A 23,701-nucleotide genomic window follows, 5' to 3' on the forward strand; every position below is an offset into this window, starting at 1 on the left:
AAATCGCCGTTCTCCCCCGCCATCACCGCTGCACCAGCCCCGGCATCCAGCCGAACCGGCGGGTGGCGGACTCCCCCACCACGCCTCGGGGCTGGGCCGCCGACCAGCGCTCGACGCAGCGCCGCAGGGACGTGATCGCCAGCTCGTCCAGCGACCCCCGCGCGGCCACCCGTCCAGATTCGTCCACTTCGGACTCCGCCAGTTCGCGGAGGAGGATCCGGCCGCGCGTGCCGTCGGCTCCCGGCTCCGCCAGTTCCAGGATCTTGAAGCTGGTGCCGGGCACGAAGACGACGCGGTTGTCGACCTCGTCGGCACCGCCCGGTTCGAGGAGCTTCGTGCGGCGGGCCGTCATCGACCACACCAGCACGTCGACCTCGCCCTGCTGGTCCGGGCTGGGCTCGGTCAGCGCGTGGATGAAGCTCCAGTCGGTCACCAGCCGCCGCTGCTCGTAGAGCTCCCACTGCTGCGGGGTCGGCGATGCCGTGAACGTGGTCGCGCCGCGGTGCGACGGCAGCCGGGTCAGCCCGGAGACCACGCAGCGGGAGAAGGGCACGTGCGGCCCGTTCTCGCCGGTCCGCAGGGCCTGGTCGATCGCCTCGCCGCGCTCCGAGAGGTGCAGCCGGACGGCGACGGCATCGGTCAGCACGTCGGCGGACGACCGGCCGTCGGAGCCCTGGAAACCGGGGTGTTCCGAGAGGATCCGGGAGGTCGAGTGGGACATGGTGTCGAAATCGCGGCTCAGCGTCCGGCGCAACCAGGCGCGCTCCTCGGTGAGGCCGTGGTCGGCCACCAGCGCCGACGCCGCGGGTTTCGGAATGGGCTGGAGCCGCGGTTCGGCGGGCTCCTCCGGCGCTTCCGCGCGGCCGCCTTCTGCCGGTTCCGGTTCCGGTTCCGGAGCCGGGGTGGGGTCCGGCGCGGGGGTGGCGCTCGGCGCGGGCGGCTCCGGCGCCGACGGCGCGGTGACGGCCGGCCGTGGCGCGGGCGGTTCGCCGACGGTGGGAACCGGCGAGCTCTCCAGGCGGATCGCCATCGCCGAAGCCGGGCCGGCTTCGGGCCGCGGCTCGGTCGCGGGCACTGCGGGGACGGGTGCGGGCGGCGCCTCGGCAACGGCCGCTGACGCGGCGGGTGCGGGCGGGACCTCGGCAACGGCCACGACGACGTCGTCGACCGGCGACCCGGTGTCGAGGGAAATCCCGGCATCGACCGGGGTTTCGGCGACCGGGATTTCAGCGACCGGGCTCGCGACGACCGCAGGCCCATCGGTGTCGGTGCGCACCGCGTCCAGCACCACGGGCAGCTGCACGGTGTCGGTCACCGACGAGTTGCCGGCCGCCCGCCCGGACGGCTGCTCTGCCTCGGCGACCAGCTCGCCCTGCGCGGGACCGGCGATGCGGATCTCCGCCCGGCCCACTTCCGAGGCCGGCACGAGCCGGCACCGCACCCGGGTGGCGGGGTCCAGCCGGGCCAGCACGTCCTGGGCGAGCAGCCGCATGCGCTCGGCGCGCTTCTCGTCGGTGGCGTCGAAGGCCAGGATGTTGACGTCGGCGCGTGGCGGCTCGGCTCGCACCGCCGCCGCGTTCTGCGCGCCCTCCGGCGGGCGCACCCACAAGCCGGACTGCACGACCTCCAGCACCGCGTCGGGCGTGTACCAGTAGACCGCCGGTGCGACCTGTTCCACCCCGCTGACCGGGATGCGGTGCGACAGCAGCGCGGGGGTCTCCCGGAACGCCGGGTCCGTCCTCGGCAGGTACCCGACCTCGCGGGCGAAGGCGTGCCAGCCGAGCCCGCCGTCCGCGCACACCGTGTAGATGTCCGGGGTCGTCGTCGAGCCGACCGGCATTCCCGTGTAGCAGACGACCCGGCTTTCGAGCAGGTCCGCGAGCGCCTGCCCGAGCGTGCCGCCCTGCGGCAGCCGGACGGGGCCGTACTGCACGAAGCGGACCTTCTCCCGGATCTGGCCGTCGAGCTGCCGCCAGAACCGGCTCACGTCATCGAGCGAAAGCGGCGGCGTGCCCGGGCAACCGAGCACGACGGTGAGCACGTCCGGTTGGCAGGGCATGCTGCTCACCAGCCGCGACCAGTGCTCGCCCGACTCGGTGTCGCGGGCGGCGGCGTGGATCCACACCCCGCCCGGGATCGGGTCGGCCATGCCGACGGCGCTGGTGGGCAGGGGGTCGGTGGCGCCGGAATCCCAGGAGGGCCGGGGAAAGCGCTTCGCCTCCCACTCCGGCGGCCGGCCCGGCCGGAACCGGACCCAGCCGCTGCCCTTGCCGGAATGGACGAACAACGTCCCGCCCACGCCCGGGAAGATCGCCCCGTCCGGGGCCACCACGGTGCGCCCGATGCGCTCCGACAACCACTGGCCGGTCAGGGCGGTGGCCTCCCGGGGGCGGCCGCCGAGGATGAGCCGGACCCCGCGGCGCCGCCGCGGCAGCAGCTCGGCGACGGAATCCCAGGCCGAGACCGGGACGCCGACGGGAAGGTCGACGACCACCATCTCGTGCTCGTCGTCGGGGGCCACGGACATGGCCAGCGCCTGCGCCTCCGGGGTCATCCTCTTCTCCGGGCACACCACGAGCACGTTGCCGACGGTGTGCCTGGCGAGCGCGAGCTCCGGCACGCCGCGGCGACGCCGGTTCAGCGGGGACAACGAGGACCGTGCGGCCATCACTTTCATCCCTTCCTGGTCGCGCCGACCGCGGCCTGGCTCAACGCCGGGCCGCTCGGCACGGTGGCGAGCAGATCGTTCGCGATGGGCCGCACCGGCACTCCGGCGTAACCCAGCGCCCGCATCGAGTCGTCGTCCGGCAGCAGGTACTTGCTGTCGCCGGTGATGAGGTAGCGGTCGGGAACGCGCTGGCCGGGCGGGATCGGCAGCGCCGCTACCACCACGCCGGTCCCCGGTCGCATGTGGACACCGCCCGCGGCGGCGCCCGGGCCCGCGAAGACCACCTCGCTGGCGATCCGCGGTCCGACGGGAGCCTGCCGGAGGCAGATCGCGGCCGGGCCGTGGTCCTGCCACCGAGCGCCGCTGAGGTCGGGGAGCCTCCCGAGGAGCGACCGGTCTGCCGAGCGCGGCGCCGAGGCGACGGCCGCCGGGTCGATCCGGGCCGGTTCCGGTGTGCCGGGGGCGACTTCGAGCAGCATGAACTCGGTCCGGCTGATCGGCGCCAGGCCCTCGCGGCGAAGCACGAACGTCTGCACGTCGCCGTTCGCGGAGCGCTGCTCGAAGAGCTGGCCCACCCGGTACGCCTTGCCGCCGATGGAGGGCCCCGAGGTGCCGCTGCCGTCGATCTGGGCCGACGCGAGCACCGGACCGTCTGGCAGCGCATCGAGCCACGGCTGCGGCGCCGGTACGGGCCGCGCGGCCGCCATGCCCAGCGCGATCGGCACGGTCGGCTCGGCCACCTGGTGCTTCGCGCCGCCCCAGAGCACGTACTGCGTGCCCTCCGGCGACTGCACGAGCGCGTACCGATCCGGGGGCAGCGGCGCGGCGGGAGCGCCGGGGTCGAAGTTCAGGGTCAGTTCCGGCGAGCCGGGCGCGACAGCGCCGGCCGAACCAGGCAGGCAGGTCAGCCAGTTCGAACCGACCAGGTCCTGCGCCGCCGGCAAGATCTGCGGCGCGTTCGGGATGCCCAGCGGCGCGCCGCGCGGCGCGTCCGCCAAGGACGCCCGGGAAAGCAACGTCACCTTGGCGCCTGCGTTCGGTCCCTGCAGCAGCTTCGCCGAGGCGTAGTTCAGCGTCGGGTGCAGCACGCCGTCCACGTTGACGTAGCGGGTGCCGGTCTCCTTCTCCACGACGATCGCGCCCTGCGCCCGCCAGGAGTTGTTGCCACCGGGGACGAGCCACCCGTAGATGCCGAAGCCGACGGCGATCAGCAATGCCAGCACCAGTCCGATGTAGACGCCGACCGCGGCCCGCCGGGCGGGCACCTCGACGCTGGCGGGATCGCCGAGCACCAGGGCGGAACTCATCCGGCCCATCAGGAACTGGTAGGCGTGCACGTGGTCTCGCTGGGTCTGCATGGTCCGCCCCTCACCCGGCCAGTCCGCGCGCCCAGGCGTACACGCCGAGCAGCTGGAGCAGCAGCGGCACCACCGCGAGCGCGGTGCAGGTGTCGAAGATGTTCGCCAGGTGTCCCCAGATCGGCAGCATCCGCCGCGTCTCGGGCCGCAGGGCGGCCTTGACCAAGGCGAACAGCACCAGGAGCAGCCCGAGCAGCAGGACGGTGCGCCACCCCGGCGAGAACTCCTGCGCGAAGTAGAGGACCACCAGGCCCAGGCCGAACGTGCCCGCCGCGGCCAGCGAAACCCGTTGCCAGGCACCGAGGAAGTTGCGGGAGCGCAGCAGCACCGCGCAGGCCAGCAGGCTCACCATGGCCCACGAGATCCAGCCCGGCTCGGCCAGGATGAACGGGAACGCCCCGACGAAGACGGTGGCGGCGACGACCATCGCCACGCTGATGTACCGGTCCGCCGCCGCCGTCCTGGCGAACACGTCGTCGGCGGGTGCGGGGTCGATGTCCTGCTGGAGGTCGTCGGCGTTGCGCGGCAGCTGCGGCCCGCGCAGGTAAGCGGCCCGGATGGTCAGCTTCGGCACGAAGACGACCACGCCGAACAGCACGGTGGCCAGCACCCCGGCGACCTGGCCGACCGCCAGGCCGAATCCCGCGCCCAGCCAGACGCCGCCGATCACCGCCGCCGCCACCAGCAGCATCGTGACGAACGGCGCGTACGGGATTCCGTCGGCGACGAACCGCCGCAGCACCAGCAGGATGGCTGCGCCGACGGCGGCTCCCGCGGCGCCGACCACGATTCCCGGGGGCGTCAGTGTCGCTGCGTCCGGCACTCCGTCGGCCGCGATCAGCCCGGCTAGTCCCGCGAACGCGCAGCCCACCAGCCCGGTCAGCCTGATCAGCCCGAGGTCGTCCAGCTTCTTGGCGACCGGTGCGGCCGCGGCCACGAAGACCAGGCCCAGCCCGAGCGCGAAGCCGGCGTGCAGCTCCGTCGGCCCCGGACCGAGCAGGACCAACCCGATCACCGCGGCCACCGCGGCCGACAGGGTGGTGAACAGGACGCGGCCGTATTCGTGCTTCCAGCGGTCCTTGCGCTGCCCGACGGAGGTCGCGATGCCGTCGGCCAGGTCGTCGAAGTCGAGCTCGGGCAGCGGATCGTCGGCCGGGCGCAGGTGCAGCTGTTCGCCCTCCAGCCAGTCCAACGTCTCCGGGGTGCCCGACTGGTCCAGCGGTGCCCCGCCGATCCGCTGCAACACCCAGGAGCCCTGCTCGCCGCCCTGCGGCTGCTTCCGGGTGTGGCTGAGCAGCACCGGCAGGAGATCGGCCACGGTGGTCGAGACGGGCACGGCGAGGTCGGCCTTGCCGTCAGGCCCGAACACCGTGATCCTGCAGAGCTCGGCAGCTCTGGTCATGAGCCATTCCTCCTGGGATGAAAGCTTTCGTCGACTCAGCTCGCGCGGCGGTCGTCGCGCGCGGAGGGGAATCCCACTGCGGTCCCCTACAAGCCGGCCGGTGAGGCGGTGGTGGTCGAATCGGCGGTCACGAGACCGGTCTGGATGAGGCCGACGCCCCGGCGGGTGACCAGTTGGGCGCGCCCCGGCGGCAGCTTGCGCGGCCCGGCCTCGCCGAGGAACTTCCCCTCTTCCTTGGGGTAGGACAGCAGCACGCCGGGCGTGCCGAGCTCCCAGAGCCTGCGCAGCACCGGGTCCATCATCGAGCGCATAGCGCCCGAGGTGCTCCGGGCGATGATCAGGTGGAGTCCGATGTGGACACCCTGCGGGATCATCGGCAGCAGCGGTTCCAGCGCCGAGCTGACGCCGCCCCGGCCGAGCAGTTCGTAGTCGTCCACGACCAGGAACAGCTCCGGGCCTTCCCACCAGTCGCGCTTGCGCAGCCGCTCCGAGGAGATGTCCTGGCCCGGCACCCGCTTGGTCATCGATCCCAGCGCCTGCTCGGCGAGCTGGAAGAGGGTGTCGGAGCTGAAGCCGAAGCCGACGCCGTACTCGGCGGGCACCTCCTGGTCGAGGTCCCGGCGCACGTCGCCCAGCACGATCTTGGCCTCGTCCGGGCCGTACCGCTGCCGGATCGAGCGCAGCGCCAGGCGCAGCAGGTTGGTCTTGCCGGTCGCACTGTCGCCGAAGACCATCAGGTGCGGGTGGACGAAGAAGTCGTGCCACACCGGTTCCAGCCGCTGCTCGTCGTAGCCGAGGCAAATCCGGAATTCCCGTTCCGGCGCCGGGAGTTCTGCCGCGGGCAGGTGGGTCGGCAGCATCCGCACCGGCGGCGCGCCGCGCCCGGGCCAGAACGCCCGCATCTCCTCCGCGACGCCCTTGGTCGCGTCGGCCAGGTCGTCGGCCCCGGAGGTGCCGTCCAGGCGCGGCAACGCCGAGATGAAGTGGAATCCCTTCGCCGTCATCCCGCGCCCCGGCTGGTTCGGCACGGTGGCCGCCTTGCGGGAACCGATCTCGGACTCCATCGAGTCACCGAGCCGCAGCTCGAACTTGGTGCCCAGCAGGTCGCGCAGCCACGGGCGGATCTCCGACCAGCGGGTGGCGCTGAGCACCACGTGGATGCCGAAGGAAAGCCCCCGGGAGGCCAGTTCGCCGATCTTCGTCTCCACGTCGGCGAAGTCCTGCTTGACCGTGAACCAGCCGTCCACGACGAGGAAGACGTGGCCGAACGGGTCGTCGATCTCGCCCCGCGCGCGGGCCCGCAGGTACGCCGAGATCGACTCGAACCCGTGCTCGGCGAACAGGGCTTCGCGGCGTTCCAGCAGCTGGGTCAGCTCCGCGATGGTTCGCACCACCCGGTCGTGCTCCATCCTGGTCGCCACCGAACCGACGTGCGGCAGGCCGGACACCGACATGATCCCGCCGCCGCCGAAGTCCAGGCAGTAGAACTGGACCTCTTCCGGCGTGTTGGTCAGCGCGAGCCCCAGCACCAGGGTCCGCAGCAGCGTCGACTTCCCGCTCTGCGGCGCGCCGGCGACGCCGACGTGCCCGTCGGCCCCGCCGAGGTCGGCGACCAGCAGGTCCCGCAGCTGCTCGAAGGGCCGGTCGACGACGCCGACCGGAACCCGCAGCACGCCCCGGCTGCCGGGGTCGTCGACGGTCATCCCGCGGGCGGGGTCCGGCACCACGGTGGGCAGCAGCGTGTCCAGGCTCGGCGCCTCGGACAGCGGCGGCAGCCAGACCTGGCGGGCCGGCGGGCCGCTGCCCGCCAAGCGCCCGATGATGACGTCGACCAGCGAGGGAACGTCCTCAGTGGACTCCACCTCGGGCTTTTCCTCCGGCGCCTCGGTGGAATCCGGTTCCTCCTCGGCGGGCCGGAGCGCATGCAGGCTCGGATACGGCTGCGTGCGGAACGAGACGACCTCGGAGAACGCACGGTTCTCCGTGGCGGCGACCGGGCCGTCGCTCGGCGGGCACGGCCCGGAGACGTAGGCGGCCTTGAAGCGGACCAGCGTCGTGGTGTCGATCTTCAGGTAGCCGTTGCCTGGATCGGACGGCAGCTCGTACGCCTTCGCCGCGCCGATGACCGCCCGCGACTCCATCGAGGAGAAGGTGCGCAGCGCGATCCGGTACGACAGGTGCCCTTCGACGCGGTGGATCCGGCCTTCTTCGAGGCGCTGCGACGCGAGCAGCAGGTGCACCCCGAGGCTTCGGCCGAGCCGCCCGATGGACACGAACAGGTCCATGAACTCGGACTTGTTGGCCAGCAGCTCGGAGAACTCGTCGACGACGATCAACAGGTCCGGGAACGGCACCAGCTGCGCGCCGCCCCCACGGGCCTTCTCGTACTCGAACGACGAGGAGAAGCCGCTCGCCCGCAGCAGTTCCTGCCGCCGCACGAGCTCTCCGTTGAGCGCGTCCTGCATCCGGTCGACCAGCGGCAGCTCGTCGGCGAGGTTGGTGATCATCGCCGAGGTGTGCGGCAGGCGGTCCATCCCGAGGAACGTCGCGCCGCCCTTGAAGTCGACCAGCACCAGGTTCAGGATCTCGGACGAGTGGGTCGCGGCGAGGCCGGTCACGAGGGTGCGCAGCAGCTCGCTCTTGCCGGAGCCGGTGGCGCCGATCAGCATGCCGTGCGGCCCCATCCCGCCCTGGGCGGGTTCCTTCAGGTCGAGGTCGACTACCTCGCCGTCCTCGGTGACGCCGATGGGCACCTGAAGGCGGGCCCGCTGCGCGGCGCGGGGCCGCCACAGCGCGGGCACGTCGAACGTGCGCGGGTCGCGGATGCCCAGCAGGCTGGTGAGCTCGAAGTCGTTCTCCAGCGGCTGGTCGACGACGTCGACCGAGCCGCTCGTCCGCTTCGGCGCGAGCAGCCTGGCCAGCGACTCGATCTGCGCCAGGCTCAGCTCGTCGCGCTGCGCGGACCCCGTCTCATCCCCCGCCGGGAACTCCACCGCGTCGCCTTCCGCCGTCAGGCGGAGCACTTTCGGCCCGCCCGGCATCTTGCCGGTGAGGTCCAGCAGCACCACGTTGCGCAGCCCGCCGTCGAGCAACCGGGAGGACTCGGGGATGTCCGCTTGGTGCGCCACCACCACGATGAACGGCTCGACGACGCCCGGCCGGCTGCCCGGATCGTGGTCGGGCCGGTCGGTGATGTCGGGGCCGAGCACGTCCAGCAGCTCGTCGTGGTCGCAGGCGAACAGCCGCAGCGGGCCTGCCGGGTCCTGCATCGTCGAGTGCGCGTTGTGCGGCAACCACTTGACCCAGTCCCATTCCGGCTGCCCCGTCTCGTCGGTCAGCACGGCCACCCGGAGCTCGTCCGGCGAGTGGAAGGTGACCAGCTGGCCGAGGATGGCGCGGGCCAGCCCCACCGCCGATTCCTGGGAACCGGCGAACTCCACGCTGGTGAAGCTGCGCAGGCCGACCGAGATGGGGATGCCCGACACCGTTCGGTACGCCTCCCGGAAGCGGCGCAGCGAGACCGCGGCGAGCGGTTCGAGGTCCTCGATCGGCTTCGTCGACGGTGCCGTGTACTCCACCGCCGCGGCCAGCGTGCCCAACCCGATCCGGGCCCGGCCGAAGTCGGTGTCGTTCGCCCGGCGTTCCCACAGCCTCGGCCCGCTCGCCACCGACCACAGCCAGGACGGCTCGGGGTGGTTCCACACGACCGCCCGCCGCTGCTGGTCCGCGGCTTCCCGCGCCTTCTCGCGCAATTGCGCGATGTAGCGCAGGAAGTCGCGGCGCTCGGAACGCATCTTGATCTTGCGCTCCGCGCCGGCACGCCCGATCTGGCTCAGGCCCATGATCAGCATGCCCACGCCCATGATGCCGCCCATCATGTACATCGCGGGCGACCTGCTGGAGGACGCGAACATCATGACCATCGCCGCCGAGCCGATGCCCATCGGCAGGAACATGGCCGCCGAGCGGAAGTCGAGCGCCGCGGGCTCCGCCATCACCGGCGGCTCCTGCAGCTCGACCTCGCCTTCGGGCATCTCCGGCCCGGCGACCCGTGGCGGCCGCTTCACCGTGATGGTGCTCATGGGTGTGCCTCATTTGCGGTCGGCGAGTGCGGAATCTCCCCTATCCGATCACTCCGGAAGGCGGCGTGGCCGGTCCTGCGCCCCAGGCAGAGTTATCCCTCACGAGCAGGTCCGCGCTGGACCGCTCCTTCTTCTCGTCCTCCTCCTCGGCTTCCGCCGCCGCGGCCTCCGCTTCGGCCTGGGCCTGCTTCTCGGCCCGCATGGCGGCCACTTCCTCCGGGCTCAGCGTCGGGCCGCCGCACATCAGCGGTTGCTCGTCCTCCACCGGTTTCCCGTTCCCCTCGGCCCACTTCGCGCTTCGCCAGGTGGCGTAGCCGTTGTCGGACGACGGCGCGCCGGTCCACGGCTTGCTGTCCCGAAGCGCGTGGTCCGGTGCGGGCCGGTCGCGCTCCGATTCCTCGGGGCGCGCGGCCACCGGGAACGGCACCAGCCACGGCAGGCCGTCGCTGGGCACGTCCCACGCGCTGGTGTCCTGCTCCGTCGCGTCGCGCCTGACGATCGGCACGTGGTCCTCCGGGGTTTCCGCCGGGTGCCCGGGACCGGCCGTATCGTCGGGCCGACCGGCGGCGACCGAGTCGGCCAGATCGGCAGGCGCCTCGGGTTCGCCGCTGTCGGGCTCGCCGCTCTCCCAAGGCTTTTCGCCGGCGTTCAGCAGGTCCGAGGCGTCCGGACGCTCTGCGCTGGCACCCTGACCACCGGCCCCCGGAGGCACCATCGGCGGAACCAACGGCATCCCACCCGGAACCTGCTGCCCGTTCTGCGGCGTGCTCTCGCCCGGTGACCAGCCCTGCGGACCCGACGCACGCGGAACGCCTTCGAGCGGCATTGCCGCGTCGAGCGGAAGCGCCGGAGTCTCCACATTGGCCGGTGGCATGCCGCGGCCCGGCCCGCCCGGAACGGCACCACCCGGTGCTTCCGGTTCACCGGCGTTCGGACCGGTGCTCTCCCAAGGCTTCTCACCTGCGTCCAGCAGGCCCGAGGCATCCGGGCGCTCCGCGTTGGAACCCTGACCACCACCGGCACCCGGAGGCATCATCGGCGGAACCATCGGCATCCCACCGGGAACCTGCTGCCCGTTCTGCGGCAAGCCCTGGCCCGGCGACCAGTCCTGCGGACCCGCCACCGGCGGAACGCCTTCGGGCGGCGCCTCCGGCTCGCCAACGTTCGGACCAGCGCTCTCCCAGGGCTTTTCGCCGGCGTCCAGCAAGCCCGAGGCATCCGGGCGCTCCGCGTTGGAACCCTGACCACCACCGGCACCCGGAGGCATCATCGGCGGAACCATCGGCATCCCACCCGGAACCTGCTGGCCACCCGGCGGAACGTTCAGCCCCACGCCGCCGGGATCGGCGCCCTGCGGCGCTTCCGGCAGCCCGAGTCCCGGCGGGTTCTCGCCCCAGGGCTGTTCGCCGGCGTCCAGCAAGCCCGAGGCGTCCGGGCGCTCCGCACCCGAACCCTGACCACCACCGGCGCCCGGGGGCATCATCGGCGGCATCATCGGCATGCCGCCGCGATCCTGCTGCCCGCCCGGCGGAACCTGGCCACCGGGAGGAGGCGACCAGTCCTGCGGGTTCGACACCGGCGGCGGAGTGCCGATGCCGCCCGGTGGCGGCGTCGAGCCCGGCGGTGACCCCAGAGGGGGCGGCGTACCGATGCCGCCCGGTGGCGGCGTGGAGCCCGGCGACCCCACTGGTGGCGGCTTCGAGCCCGGCGGCGGACCCACGGGTGGCGGCTTCGAGCCGGGCGGCGGAACCTCGCCTGGGCCCCCGCTCTGGTTGTCCTTCGGCGGGCTCTGGCCGGGCGGCGGGCTCACCGGAGGCGGCGGACCCACCGGCGGCGGCTTCGAGCCGGGAGGTGGTTGCGAACCAGGAGGCGGCGCCGAGCCCGGCGGCGGGCCCACCGGCGGCGGCGGACCCGGCGGCGGCTTCGAACCCGGCGGCGGAATCTCGTTGAACTGTCCGCCCTTCTGGTTGTTCTTCGGCTGGTTCTGGCCGGGCGGCGGGCCCACCGGCGGCGGGCCCACGGGCGGCGGCGAACCCGGCGGTGGCTTCGAACCCGGCGGGGGACCCACCGGCGGTGGCTTCGAACCCGGCGGCGGCGGACTCTTCTGCGGCGGGCTCTGCGGCGGCGGTGGGCTCTTCGGCGGCGGCGGAGAACCCGGCGGCGGCTTCTGCGGCGGCGGCGGTGGGCTCTTCGGCGGCGGCGGGGGACCCTTCGGCGGCGGCGGCGGGGGTGGGCCGCCTTTCTTGTCGATGGGCGGCGGCTTCTCGCCGCTTCCGCCCGGCGGCACCGGCGTCGTGGTCCGGACTTGGTCGACGGTGACGCCGTAGTTGTCCGCGAGCTTCTTGATGGGCTTCTGCATCTCGATGTTCATGGCCTTGACGACTTCTTCGTCGTCACTGACCTTGACCAACCCGTTGTCCATCACGTCCGCCACGCCGCGCCATCTCGCCACCTGGGCGTAGTGCTGGTCGATCTGGTTCACCGCGTCGCGGGCCCAGGCCAGCCAACGACCGTTGTCGTACAGCTTCGACGGGACCGGGTGCACCGTGTCCGGGCCGCCCAGCCGGTCGGCGTTGTCCTTGATGTTGTTGGCCAGGGTCTGGATCTTGGCCAGGAACACGCCGGCCGCCTGGCCCTTCCAGGAGCCGTGCTCCCCGGCGACCGCGTTCGCCTGGGCCTCCAGGTTCTTGGCGACGGCGTGCATGGTCTCCTGGATGTGCAGGAAGGCATTGCCCGCCGCGTACAGCGTGTTGGGGTCGACCTCGTGCCAAGCCTGTTCCCACAGGGCGTCGCTCGACAGGGCGGCACCGCCCCACAGCGCGGCCTTGATCTGCTTCCAATCCCAGGCTCTGAAATCCTCGTCTTTTCCGTCTTGGTAGGGCGCCTTGTGGTTGATGAACACCGCGTGCTCGTCGATTTCGTCCTTCCGGAAGACGTCCGCGTCGTAATCGCCGAACTTCAGCCTTTCGTTCTCTTCCGACTCAGCCATCGACCATCACGCTCCCTAGAAGACCAAACCAAGATCAGAATTCAGCGCCCGTACGCCACCGGCAGGCCCCGCCACGGCCCGGCCAGCGCGCCAGAACCGCCGTCCACCACCGGCACCGGGCCCGCTACTTCGAGCGCGAGCTCGAGTCGATGAAGCCGAACGAGTCCCGCATCACCTTGTTGAGCTTGTCGGTGGTGAGCTTGTTCAGCTCTTCGGTGCTGTCGTAGTCGACGATCAGCTTCCGGACCTCGTCCCGGACGTTCGCCAGCGCGATGTCCAGCCCGTCCATGTAGTTGCGCACGTTGCTCTTCAGGCCGGGATCCTTCTCACCGGTGCCCATGATCTTGTCCCGCAGCTTGAAGGCGACGTTGAACCCGCCGGGCAGGACGTTCACCTCGTCGGTCTTCTTCTTGGATTTGCCGATCATGACGCGCAGTGCTTCCACATTGTCGGCGAACACCGCGAGGGCCTTGGTGTTGACGCTGATGACACCGTCGCCGCCCTTCTTCTTGTCGCCGCCATCGCCCGGTACCTTGGGAACGTCGCCCACCGGGGTCTTCTCAGTTCCCGGAATGTCGGAGGGTCCGTCCTTGTGGTAGTCCTTCCCGTCCTGCGGGCCGTCGTCCCAGTCCGGCGGGGGGATGTCCTCCGCCTTGGTTTCGTCGTTGAAGATCGGGTCGTTCTTGTGCTTCTCGTCGACGTCGAGGTATTTCTTCCACGCCGCGTCGGTCTCCGAGAACCCGCCCGACGAGTCCGGGCTGAGCGCGACCATGCTCCCGTACGCGTGCAGGTACTTCCGGTCCTGATCCGTGAGCCAGCCGTGCTCGACGTAGGCGTCGATCTTCGACCAGTCGGCGACCTTGGTGTCCTTCCAGGCGTCGCTCGCCAGGAAGTAGTCGAGCCCCTTCAATTCTTCGGCCATTGCGAACCTCCCTTTCTTCAGGACCTGCCGCGGATCTCAGCCGCGAACGGCCGCCGGAGAAGTCCGAACCCTCCCCGGCGGCCGAACCGCGGATCGCGGCAGGTCAGCGGCTGCCGTCCCAGATCTGCTTGGCCCGCTGCTCGGTGGTGCCGTAGTTGTCCGAGATGGAGAGCAGGGTCTGGCGCCCCGACTCCAGGTAGACCGGCATCTGATCGGCCTGCTGGTTCCATTCCAATTTGGCCGCCCGATAGGCCTCCTGGGCGACACCGGTCCAGTCCGAGAGGGTCCGCTCGACCTGGGCTTCCATGTCTGCGAGCGCGCTTTTGACGCGGCCGTTGACCGCGTTCATCTCGTCGAGGGTCATGTCCGCGACGTTGAAGTCGAACCTGTAGTCGGACAACTTCTTCTCCTTATGATTCGGGAGGAATGTGCGTCAGACGCCGGGCAGGGCGGTGGCGAAGGACTGGGCGGTGTTGGCCGCGTCGTCTTCGGACGCCACGTAGTCCTTCGTGTTGACGCCCATCACGTCCATCATGTTGATCAGCTTGTTGATGATCGCCTGGAAGGAGCGCTCCCAGTTGTCCATGGCGGCGTTGAAGTTGTTGGACGCGGTACCGGTCCAGCTGCCCTGGAGGCTCGCCATCATCGAGTTGATGCGCCCCAATTCCTGGGTGAACTCGGTGGCCCGGTCGCTGAAGATCTGCGCAGCCTGCTGCATTCCCGGCTGCGACGTCTGCACCTGCGGAAAGTTTGCCATTCAGGAACTCCTCCGGTCTCTGTTGGACCCGCGGTCACGCGCCGGACCGGCCGACTCGCGGGCGCGGGCACCTGTCAAGTCTTCCGCCGGGTTCGCCGCGCGCCCAGCCGATCCGGTGCACCCCTACCCGAAAGGGAGGCAGCCTTGCCCGTTCCGGCACGCCGGGGTTTGCCAGATCACCTCGAGCCCGCGAACAGGCAAAACCTGAGGCCACCGAAGGCAATCCGACGGGCGGCCCGCACATCCGCGGGGTCGTTCCAGATCCGGCCGCGAGCCCGTGCGGGACGTGGCCGCACGAGGCGCAGAGCGACGATTTCGCGCGAAATCGTCGCTCCACGTGAGGGCGGGATGGTGATTTCGCGCGAAATCGGCGCCAGGTACCGGGTGTCTTCGGATGAGCCGGGCGGAGCCATTCTGGAACGACCTCTAGCCCGCACCACAGGCGCTCAAGGGCCTGACATCGTCTGGCCACAATGCTCGCCGGTGGGTTCGCAGACGCCGGCGCGAAGAATTACGAATGGGACATTCCGGTATCGCACAACACCTTCGCGGAGCCGGATTCACCGAGTCTTTTTCATCCTGGTCGATCCGCAGCCGCCTGAAGCCCCGCGCCTCGGGGCTGCCGCAAGGCGGCGCAGCCGCCTTAGCCCACCCTCGCAGCTTGCACCGCCGCGGGTTCACGGTGCCCACCCCTCCGGGGTTCCCTCGGCGAGGACGGCCCCTCCGCCGTGTATTGGACATACATCAGGAGGGGCACCCACAGACCAGGGAGCCTCTGAGGTTCCGCCACCCGCACCGCCACGCAAAACGAGGTTGGAAAAGGCTCACCAGGGCCGCGCGGGTGCAGTTCCGATCGGAACTGCACGCGGACAGCGTTGCACCCGCGGCGGGCGCGTCATTTCGTGGGGAAGACCCCGCCAAGGTCGCTCTCCCAGCCCACCCACGGGCCGCTGGCGGGGATCGCCTGGTAGGTCTGCTCCATGCCGCCCCGCTTGCTGATCCCGTAGACGGCCAACCTGCCCTGCGAATCCTGGGCCGAGGCCACCAGCTTGGCGATGCTGCCGGCGTGGTCGTGCCACTCGCTCCACAACTTCCGATCCGGCAGCTGGAAGATCTCCTGCACGGTGCCGTTGACGGTCAACACGTGCACGACCACGCAGCCCTTGGGATCCGCGACGGCCAACGGTCGCCCCATCAGCTGGCCGCCCCGGCTCTGCCAGCCCCTCCAGGTGTCCGACGCAGCGCTCAACTCGACGTTGTCGAGCAGCGAGCCGTCCACGGTGAGCGAGAAGACCCGCAGGCTGCCCTGGTCGTCCATGGCCACCGCGGGAGGCCCGGTCGTGGCGCCGCCCAGGCTCCGCGGGGCGTTCCACTCGTCGACGGCGAGCCCGGCCTGCGCCATCGTCCGCAGCTGACGGTCCGGTCCGGCCGCGAAGATGCGCAACTTCCCCTTGGAATCCCGGAAGAGCGCGGGATCGTGGGCCGCCGGCATCGGAAGGCTCCGCCACTCGGTCCAGGTGCTGCCCCCGGGCTGGGTCTGCTGGGCCGTCCACAGCGACCCGTCGGCGGCCCGGGCCACCACGACCAGCTTGCCCACGGCGTCCTGCGCCACGGCGGGCATTCCCACGAGGTTCGTGCCGCCGAGCACGCGCCAGTTCGCCACCGCGCCGGTACTCGGCTTCGCCTGGTAGTTCTCCATCAGGGCGCCGTTGGTGCCGATGGCGAAGGCCACCAGCTCGCCATCGGCGTTCGTCGCGATGACCGGGTCCCCCGCGGCGCTTCCTCCCAGGTTGACCCACCCGGTGGTGGCCGATCCCGAGGACGGGGCGACCTGGGTACTGCTCAGTACCTCGTGGTTCTGCCCCCTCGCCACCACCACCAGGCGCCCCGCCTTGTCCAGGCGGGCCGATGTCGCGGGCAGCGGGGAGATCTGCGTCGGCTGGGCCGCGTACGTCCCCGTCTCGAAGGGGAGCTGCATGCCTGCGGGGTCGCCCGTGTTGATCCAGGGCGGGCGCTCCCCGCCCAAGGCCTGGCTGAACACCACGACCGGGGCCGCGATCAGCACCAGCCCGCCGAGACCGGCCAGCACCAGCAGCTTCTGGTCCTTGCGCCGATCCACCCTCTTGATGGGCATGGTCGGCTGGTCGTAGACCGAGGGGAACCCCTGATTCGCACCGGATTCGGCAGGTTTCGACGAGCCACGGTTGTCGGACGGGTGATCCGATCGGCCGCCAGCCGAGAACAAACGCACCTGCCACCCCCATCCCTGTCAAGAGGCCATCGCTGATTCCCACACTATCGGGAATGACCTTGGGGCAGAATGCACCCCCGCGCACCGATTTGGTGTACAGACGTACATGATTCAGCACCCCGGAGCACACCCGCGGCCCGGCGCTGCAGGGCCGGAATCGGCCCCGGAAAACGACTGCGCCGTTGCCGCGGTTCGCGGCAACGGCGCAGTTCGGCCTTCGACCGGTCCCGTCAGAACGGGTAGAAGCTCGGCCCGTCGACGGTGGCGATGTTCAGGCCCGCACGACCGTCGTAGGTGACCGACCCGATGACGCCGTCACTGTTGGCGTTGACGATGTCCACCCGCTCCGGGCCGTTGCCGCCGTAGTTGAAGTCCTGGCACTCGCCACTGCGGACGACGAAGGTGGAGAAACCGCCGCGCTCCGGGAACGTCGCGTAGGAGTCGTAGGACCCCTTGGAGCACAGCTTGAAGACGCCCGGGGTGGCGGCCTGCGCGGTGCCGAACGTCCCCATGGTGAGCGCGGCGCCCGCCGCGACGGCGAGGGCGATTCCCCGACCCGTCCAACGCTTGGTGGCCTGCTGCATCAAGTGTTCCTTTCAGCGGTTTTCGCTTGCAGAACAAGTCAACCAAGCGCGGGACCGATTGGCCGCGATCCGCTGCGCGCCGATGACGTCCGGGTAAAGGCGCTGCCCGATCACGCCGGGAAAGTGAACCTCTCGCGGACGTGGTTCGTGTACCAGGTTGGGACCACCAGGTTTCCGCCGACGACACCGGTGCGGAGTCCAATGTGACCAGCCGGCCGTCCCATTGCGACAGCGCGTCCTCGCGGCTTTCCACATCGGACAACCGCTGCCCGATCAGGGCCGCCTTCACGAGGAAGGGCGGTCCTCCTCGAGAATCGCGTTGACGCGTTGCAGGACGTCGATCTGGGCCGGGTTGTACAACTCGACCAGCCCCTGGACTACGACCGACATGGTGAAGGCCTCGCCCCGGGGGGCCGTTGCACCCGCATCTTCCAGCGCCGGGTGGTCCTGGTACTGCCGGCGGATCTCGGGGGCGTAGCGTTCGGCCAGCTGCTGCCGGGCTTCCTCGCTCGCGTCCGCGGGCAGGGCATCGAACTCCGAATCGACCGGGGTGCGGGGAGCGGCCTGCAGCTCCTGCAGGGCTGCCATCGTCGCGGGCCCGAAGACCCGGGAGAAGATCAGCAGGAGGGCCCGATCGGCGGCCGGCAGATCGGCGGCGCTCGCGTCGAAACCCGGCGGCAGGTCGGCCATGGCCCGATGCCGGAGGACCACGGCCAGTTCCTCCCGCATCCGCTGCTGGCGTTCGATGCTCGCCGCCAGCTCGGCATCGAGGGAGCGGAGCGCCTGGTCCGCGTTCTCGTCCGACTCGTCCATCGCGGCGATGTCAGCCAGCGGCACGCCCAGGTCGACGAGCCGGCGGATCCGCAGCAGCCGGATCAGGTGCCTGATCTGGTACTGCTTGTACCCGTTCGCCGCTCTTTCCGGCTCGTCCAGCAATCCGACCTTGTGGTAGTAGCGGACGGTTTTCAGCGTTGTGCCGGCGAGTTCGGCCAACTGACGCGTGCTCCACGCCACCGGACCGCCTTCCTCTCGTGCTCTCGGCGGGAACCCTCGCCATCGTTGATCGGACCGCTGGCCCGCCGTGTCCCGACTCCAGCGTCGGCGATGTGCGTGGCCGGGTCTCCGCGCTCGACCGGTGTCAGGCGCGAGCCCTCTTGACGATGATGCCGATCTCGATCGTTTGCCCCGCCCCGACGCTCGGAACGATGGTGTTGACCGCCTCCCAGCCCTGGCTGCCGAGGTCGTCGAGGTCGCGTTCGATCTGGGCGTAGTCGAAGCCCTTCCACCCGAGCTTGTAGGTCAGCACCTTGTGCTCCCATCCGGCGGCCATCGGCGCGTCCTCCCTGGTTCGGGCTCGGGACCAGTACCGAGCCGCTGAGTCGTCTGATGTCGCCGGCATTGGAAACCATGCCCCGAGGGCATGGTCAAGCACCGACCCGCGCGCCGCTTCTCGGCTCTTCATGACCCGTACATGGAGTAAACGCGCCGCCTCCCGTGTTGTCGCACTTGTTACGACGACTAGACCGCGGTCCACCGCAGGGAGGGGACGGGAGCCGATGAGCCTTCGTCAGTACGAGTACGCCCTGGCCGTTGCCGAGGAGGGCTCGGTGACGGCGGCGGCGGAACTGCTGCACGTCGCTCAACCATCGGTGTCCCAGCAGATCCGCAGCCTGGAGCGGGAACTCGGCGTGCAGCTGTTCGCCCGCACACCGACCGGACTGGTGCCCACCGTGGTCGGCCGCGCGTTCCTGCGGGAGGCGGAGGTCGCGGTGAGCGCGTCGCGGCGGGCGAGGGCGACGGCGCGGGCCGGTGCCGATGAGCTGGAGGGCGAGCTGCTGGTCGCGGCGCAGATGGGCCTGGGCACGCGGCAGCTGCCGAGCGCGCTGGCCGCGCTGCGCCGCCGCTTCCCGCGGCTGGAGGTCACCGTCTTCGAGGAGCCGAACCCCGCCGAGCTGGAGCGGCTGGGGCGTCGGGGCGTGCTGGACCTCGTCCTGGCGGCTGCGCCGTGCGAGGAGGGCGCCGCCGACGCCCACCACCTCGGCGACGAGGAGTTCGTCGTGGTGCTGGGCGCCGGGCACCGGCTGCTCGCCGCGGACCGGGTCGAGCTGGGCGAGCTGGAGGGCGAGCCGTGGGTGAGGTTCGACCGCGACAGCGCGCTCGACGGCGTGCTGAGGGACGTGCTGCGGGACAACGGGCTGACCCCGACCACGGTCGCCCGCGTGTCCCAGACGGCGACCGCCGTGCGCTGGGCCGCCCACGGGCTGGGGGTGACGCTCGTCCCGGCCTCCGCGGTGCCCCCGGGTCACGAGCACTTCGCGCGCCCGGTGTTCCCGGTCGTGTCCCAGCCCGTCCTCGCCGCGGTCCGGCGCGGCGCGGGCCCGGCGGAGACCGCCCTGCTCGAACTCCTGCGCCAAGAGACCTGGCACAAATCCGCTTTCTTCGCACCGGTGTCCTGACGACTGAGGAGGAAGCGGACGCCGCTCAATTCTTCTTGCCGAAACCGGCGTTCCGGAATTCCGTCGGCGTCAGCCCCTGTGGAATTCGCCGCCGTCCACGACGAGACTGCTCCCGGTCAGCCAGCTCGCCCGGTCGGACGCGAGGAACAGCACCGCGTTGGCGATGTCGTCGGGCTGACCATCGCGCCCCAGCGGCACGGTGCTGCTGGTCTCGCTCGGCTCCGCGGTGTTGTTCTGCTCCGGCGCCGCGTCCATCTGCGCCCACTGCTCCCGCGTTGCTTCGCCGCCGGGGGTGGCGGTCCTGCCAGGAGACACGGTGTTGACCCGGATTCCGAACGGGGCCAGCTCCGAGGCCAGGCCCCGGCTGTAGTTCTCCAGCGCCGCCTTCGCCGCCGTGTAGTGCAGGAACGGCGCGACGGGGGTGGGGACCGCAGCCGAGGAGACGTGCACGATCATCCCCGAACGTCGTTCCCGCATCCCCGGTGTCAGCAGCGAGTCCAGCCGCACCGACGCCAGGAGGTTCAGGTCCAGCGCGTCCTGCCACTCCTCGTCCGGGATGGCCGAGCTACCCTTGTGCGGTCGCGCCCCACCCGCGTTGTGGACCACTATGTCCACCCCGCCGAGCGCCTCCTGCGCGGCTGCGGCGAGCGCCTCCGCTCCAGCCCGTGTCCGCACGTCGGCCTGCACGAAGGTGGCCCCCTCCGGCACCGCGCTCGTCGTCGATCTGGCGGTCGCGAGCACCTCGGCGCCCGCGTCCAGGAGTTGGCGCACGACGGCCGCTCCGATTCCTCGAGAACCACCCGTGACCAGGGCCCGCTTTCCCGCGAGTTCCCGCGTTCCCGATCCGTTCTCAATCGTGGTCATGCCACCGGTCCTCTCGATTGCGCGTTCATCCGCTCGATGAAAGAAGGATCGACGTGCGCAGCGCGCGAATCTTCGGCGAAATCGCGGCGGGCACCTCGTCGAGCTGTTTCACGCTACGTCCGGAAAAGAACGAGAGGCAAAGACGAAAAGCCAGCAGCCGCCATAGAGAATCCCTATGGCGCCCGTGATCGGCGCGGGAAGCGGTCGAGGTGACTGCCCGAGGAGGGGAGCGACCTGACTCCGCTCTGATGCACGTGCACGCCACTACGCGAGGTGGCCTGAGCTTCCGCGAAGCGCGCCGTCGACGCGGCGGGCGATTCCGAGTGGGTTGTCCTCCCGCAGCGCGGCCGGCAGCAGGGCGTCCGGCACGTCCTGGTCGCCGGCCCGCTGCTCGGCGGAGCCATCGCGGGCGTGGCGTACCAGCTGACGCCGCTCATCCCCGCCGCGGGTTGAAACCAGGCAGCGATCGACGAAACTGTTGCTCGACCGTGGTCGGCGCCGATCATCGTGCCCCTCACAGCGCCTCGCCCCACAGTATCGATCCGATCCACGGTCAGCTCACCGAACAGACAACCTGCTGGCCACACACAGTGCCGCGGCTCCAGAAAAGCCCGCTGACCTGCATTCATGCGCCGATCAGCGGGCTTCCGCGAACATCGGGCCGACAGGATTCAAACCTGCGACTCCTTGCTCCCCAAACAAGTCCACAAGAGACACTGTCCACCGAAAACACTGGAACCGCAAAACAACCTGGCGCAGTTCACCGCAGTTCAGTGATCACACAGGGGCTTTGATGATCAGTTCTCCACCAGCCGACGGCCCGCTGACCAGCGGACCGCGAGCTACCGTCGGTTCTCGTTCCGAATCACTCCCCCCCGTTGCAGGGCGGCCTGGATCTCCAGGATGATCTGGACCTTTTCCCCGAGCGCCACGCCGCCGCCGGGGATGGAGCCGTTGTAGCTGATGCCGAAGTCCATCCGGTTGATCTCGCCGGTGGCGGTGAATCCCGCGCGGGCGCCGGCCGCCGGGTCGGGGGCGAAGGGGTCGACACCGAAGCCGTTGATCTCCAGTTTCAGCGGGACCGGCAGGGTGACGCCCTTGAGGGTCAGCTCGCCGTCCACCAGGAAGTCGTCACCGTCAGCCCTGATGCCGGTGGAGCGGTAGGTCATCGTGGGGTACTTCTCGACCTCGAAGAAATCGGCGTTGCGCAGGTGTTCGTCGCGCTGTGCGCTGGCGGTGTCGATCGATGTCATGTCGATGGTGGCGGTTACCTCGGACTTCAGCGGATCCTCGGCGGTGACGATCCGGCCCTCGAATTCGGTGAAGTGACCCTTGAACTTGCTGATCACCAGATGCCGGATGACGAAACCGACGTCGGAGTGGTTCGGGTCGATCGTCCAAGTGCCTGCGACGTAGCCGGGGATCTCGATCAGGTCGGCGGACATGGTTGCTCCTTTGAATTCTTCCTGGAAATGATCGGTGGCGCGTCAGGCCCGGTGGGATCGACGTCCCCGGGCCTGACGCGAAGCGGTGCGGCTATCCCCACTGGCCGGGCTGGTAGTCGCCGGCGGGCTGCTGGGTGATGACGTTCAAGCGGTTCCAGGCGTTCATGATGGCGATGAGGGACACCAGGGCCGCGAGCTGGTCCTCGTCGTAGTGCTCGGCGGCGTTGGCCCAGGCTTCGTCGGTGACGCCACCGGCGGCATCGGCGATGCGGGTGCCCTGCTCGGTCAGTTCCAGCGCGGCCCGCTCGGCGTCGGTGAAGACCGTGGCCTCCCGCCAGGCGGCGACCAGGTTGAGGCGCACCGAGGTTTCCCCGGCGTGCGCGGCGTCCTTGGCGTGCATGTCGATGCAGACGGCGCAGCCGTTGATCTGGCTGATGCGGATCTCCACCAGGTGCCGCGTCGCGGCCGGCAACGTCGAGTCCCACACGGCCTTGCTGCCCGAGAGGATGTGCTTCACGACCTTGGCCCCGACCGGGTTGCTGCGGTGGTCGAAACGAGCGTCCATGCTGATCTCCTTGCCGTTCTTGCTGTTGCGCCCCTTTGACCAGACAGCCCTGCAGGATGTGAGCCGCCCGGGAGTGATCTACGTCCCCCGCCCGCGTCAGCCCGTCGTCCAAGGCCGGAGTTTGTCGGGGTTGCGCACCGCCCAGATGCGCTTGATCCGGTCGCCTGCGACCTCGAACGCGTACACCGTCACGGTGACGCCGTCCTGCTGGGCGACCAGACCGGGCAGGCCGTTGACGGTGCGCTCCAGAATCGTCAGGCCGGGTGCCGCGTGGGCGATATCGACGTAGGCGCGCGCGACCTGCTCGCCGCCTTCGATCGGGTGGAGGTGGGCGGCGGCCCGGCCGCCGCCGTCGCCGATCGCTGTGACTCCGGGGTCGAGCAGGCCGACGAGCGCCTCGATGTCCTTGGCCTCCCATGCCTGCTTGAAGTCCCGGACGATGCCGGCCTGCTGCGTCGTCGGGGTCGCGGAAGGCTGCGACGCGCGGATGCGGCGGCGGGCCGAGGTGGCCAGCTGGCGGCAGGCCGCCGGCGTGCGGCCGACGATCTCGGCGATGTCGGCGAAGGGGTAGCGGAAGACGTCGTGCAGGATGAACGCGACGCGTTCGGCCGGGGTCATCGATTCGAGCACGACGAGGAAGGCCATGTTGATCGACTCGTCGAGGGTGACCCGGTCGGCCGGGTCGATGGTGGTGTCGCCCGGCCGCTCGTCGATCCGCTCCGCGTAGCCGGGCAGCGGCTCCGGAATCCATTGGCCCACATAGCGCTCGCGCCTCGCCCGTGCCGAACCGAGCAGGTTGAGGCAGATGCGGCTGGCGACCGTGGTCAGCCAGGCGCCAGGGGATTCGATGGCGTCCTGCTGCTGCGGGGTCAGGCCGTACCAGCGGGCGTAGGTCTCCTGCACCGCGTCCTCGGCCTCGGCCAGGGAACCGAGCAGCCGGTAGGCGAGATTGATCAGCCGACGCCGCTCGCTCATGATCGCGCTCAGGCTCGGGTCGGGCCGGCCGTGTCCTGTCCCGGCTGGGGTGTTCATGGCGCGCTGTCTCCCTTGGTCGCATCTACCCTCACCGATTCGACAGGACAGCGCACCGGATTGTGAGGCCGGGGCGCCACTTCAGGTCCCGATCGCACGCCACTCGCCCGGCTGCTGAACGGGTAGAGCCCCCCAGGTCTGAACGATTCCGTTGTGGACTCTCCAGCACGAACACCGGGAGCCGAACCGGCAGCGCGGCTGCGCCCTCCCCGACCGCTCCAGGGACCAACAGCACCGTGATCGGCTACCGAGCACAGTTTGGGATCCCGAGTGTTGACGGGCGCCGAGCGCCGGACGTACAGTGCTCGGGATCCCAAAAGGAGATG

Annotated in this window: 17 protein-coding genes and 1 tRNA gene; 1 reads left to right on the top strand and 17 read right to left on the bottom strand. The window is 70.5% G+C overall.

All coding sequences use genetic code 11. The annotated features are described in order from the left end of the window. Positions 1 to 22: 22 nt before the first annotated feature. The 12 genes from AB0H93_RS13700 to AB0H93_RS13755 form a co-directional block, all read right to left on the bottom strand. Positions 23 to 2,668: a hypothetical protein gene (locus tag AB0H93_RS13700; RefSeq protein ID WP_358572039.1), complete on the bottom strand. Its 2,646-nt coding sequence runs from the start codon at positions 2,666 to 2,668 to the stop codon at positions 23 to 25. Positions 2,669 to 2,673: 5 nt separating this feature from the next. Next, positions 2,674 to 4,026, bottom strand: coding sequence for a type VII secretion protein EccB (eccB, locus tag AB0H93_RS13705; protein ID WP_358572041.1), 1,353 nt, complete (start codon positions 4,024 to 4,026; stop codon positions 2,674 to 2,676). Between the two features lie 10 nt (positions 4,027 to 4,036). Continuing rightward, complete coding sequence (gene eccD, locus AB0H93_RS13710) at positions 4,037 to 5,428, bottom strand: type VII secretion integral membrane protein EccD (RefSeq protein ID WP_358572043.1); 1,392 nt, start codon at positions 5,426 to 5,428, stop codon at positions 4,037 to 4,039. Between the two features lie 86 nt (positions 5,429 to 5,514). Next, positions 5,515 to 9,510 (bottom strand): type VII secretion protein EccCa, encoded by a 3,996-nt coding sequence (eccCa, locus tag AB0H93_RS13715; protein WP_358572045.1) that lies wholly within the window; start codon positions 9,508 to 9,510, stop codon positions 5,515 to 5,517. Positions 9,511 to 9,550: 40 nt separating this feature from the next. Then, the gene (locus tag AB0H93_RS13720) at positions 9,551 to 12,499 is read right to left on the bottom strand and encodes a hypothetical protein (protein ID WP_358572047.1); all 2,949 of its coding nucleotides are present in this window, start codon (positions 12,497 to 12,499) and stop codon (positions 9,551 to 9,553) included. Between the two features lie 124 nt (positions 12,500 to 12,623). Further along, positions 12,624 to 13,421 carry a hypothetical protein gene (locus AB0H93_RS13725; protein WP_358572048.1) on the bottom strand — a complete coding sequence of 266 codons (798 nt, stop codon included), beginning with the start codon at positions 13,419 to 13,421 and terminating at the stop codon, positions 12,624 to 12,626. Between the two features lie 103 nt (positions 13,422 to 13,524). Beyond that, positions 13,525 to 13,821, bottom strand: a complete 297-nt coding sequence (locus AB0H93_RS13730) for a WXG100 family type VII secretion target (protein WP_358572050.1) — start codon at positions 13,819 to 13,821, stop codon at positions 13,525 to 13,527. Between the two features lie 33 nt (positions 13,822 to 13,854). Beyond that, positions 13,855 to 14,178, bottom strand: a complete 324-nt coding sequence (locus tag AB0H93_RS13735; RefSeq protein WP_358572052.1) for a WXG100 family type VII secretion target — start codon at positions 14,176 to 14,178, stop codon at positions 13,855 to 13,857. 895 nt (positions 14,179 to 15,073) lie between these two features. Next, positions 15,074 to 16,312: a hypothetical protein gene (locus AB0H93_RS13740; protein WP_358572054.1), complete on the bottom strand. Its 1,239-nt coding sequence runs from the start codon at positions 16,310 to 16,312 to the stop codon at positions 15,074 to 15,076. 347 nt (positions 16,313 to 16,659) lie between these two features. Beyond that, a complete protein-coding gene (locus tag AB0H93_RS13745) occupies positions 16,660 to 17,013 on the bottom strand; it encodes a hypothetical protein (RefSeq protein WP_132490895.1) in 354 nt (117 codons plus the stop codon). Between the two features lie 285 nt (positions 17,014 to 17,298). Then, the gene (locus tag AB0H93_RS13750) at positions 17,299 to 18,027 is read right to left on the bottom strand and encodes a MerR family transcriptional regulator (protein ID WP_358572056.1); all 729 of its coding nucleotides are present in this window, start codon (positions 18,025 to 18,027) and stop codon (positions 17,299 to 17,301) included. 124 nt (positions 18,028 to 18,151) lie between these two features. Continuing rightward, positions 18,152 to 18,343 (bottom strand): DUF4177 domain-containing protein, encoded by a 192-nt coding sequence (locus tag AB0H93_RS13755; protein WP_358572058.1) that lies wholly within the window; start codon positions 18,341 to 18,343, stop codon positions 18,152 to 18,154. A 226-nt stretch (positions 18,344 to 18,569) separates the two neighbouring features. Here AB0H93_RS13755 and AB0H93_RS13760 point away from each other — a divergent pair, with 226 nt between their 5' ends. Further along, positions 18,570 to 19,469, top strand: coding sequence for a LysR family transcriptional regulator (locus AB0H93_RS13760; protein WP_358572060.1), 900 nt, complete (start codon positions 18,570 to 18,572; stop codon positions 19,467 to 19,469). Positions 19,470 to 19,538: 69 nt separating this feature from the next. Here AB0H93_RS13760 and AB0H93_RS13765 read toward each other — a convergent pair whose 3' ends face one another. From AB0H93_RS13765 to sigJ, 5 genes are all read right to left on the bottom strand, one after another. Next, positions 19,539 to 20,333, bottom strand: coding sequence for an SDR family oxidoreductase (locus tag AB0H93_RS13765; RefSeq protein WP_358572062.1), 795 nt, complete (start codon positions 20,331 to 20,333; stop codon positions 19,539 to 19,541). Between the two features lie 656 nt (positions 20,334 to 20,989). Further along, positions 20,990 to 21,086, bottom strand: a tRNA-Ser gene (locus AB0H93_RS13770). 89 nt (positions 21,087 to 21,175) lie between these two features. Then, positions 21,176 to 21,778, bottom strand: coding sequence for a YceI family protein (locus tag AB0H93_RS13775; protein ID WP_358572064.1), 603 nt, complete (start codon positions 21,776 to 21,778; stop codon positions 21,176 to 21,178). A gap of 91 nt (positions 21,779 to 21,869) precedes the next feature. Next, positions 21,870 to 22,343, bottom strand: a complete 474-nt coding sequence (locus tag AB0H93_RS13780) for a carboxymuconolactone decarboxylase family protein (protein ID WP_358572066.1) — start codon at positions 22,341 to 22,343, stop codon at positions 21,870 to 21,872. A 96-nt stretch (positions 22,344 to 22,439) separates the two neighbouring features. Then, the gene (gene sigJ, locus AB0H93_RS13785; RefSeq protein WP_358572068.1) at positions 22,440 to 23,375 is read right to left on the bottom strand and encodes an RNA polymerase sigma factor SigJ; all 936 of its coding nucleotides are present in this window, start codon (positions 23,373 to 23,375) and stop codon (positions 22,440 to 22,442) included. Between the last annotated feature and the right edge of the window lie 326 nt (positions 23,376 to 23,701).

The organism is Saccharopolyspora sp. NPDC050642 (assembly GCF_040654735.1).
Lineage (GTDB): Bacteria > Actinomycetota > Actinomycetes > Mycobacteriales > Pseudonocardiaceae > Saccharopolyspora > Saccharopolyspora elongata.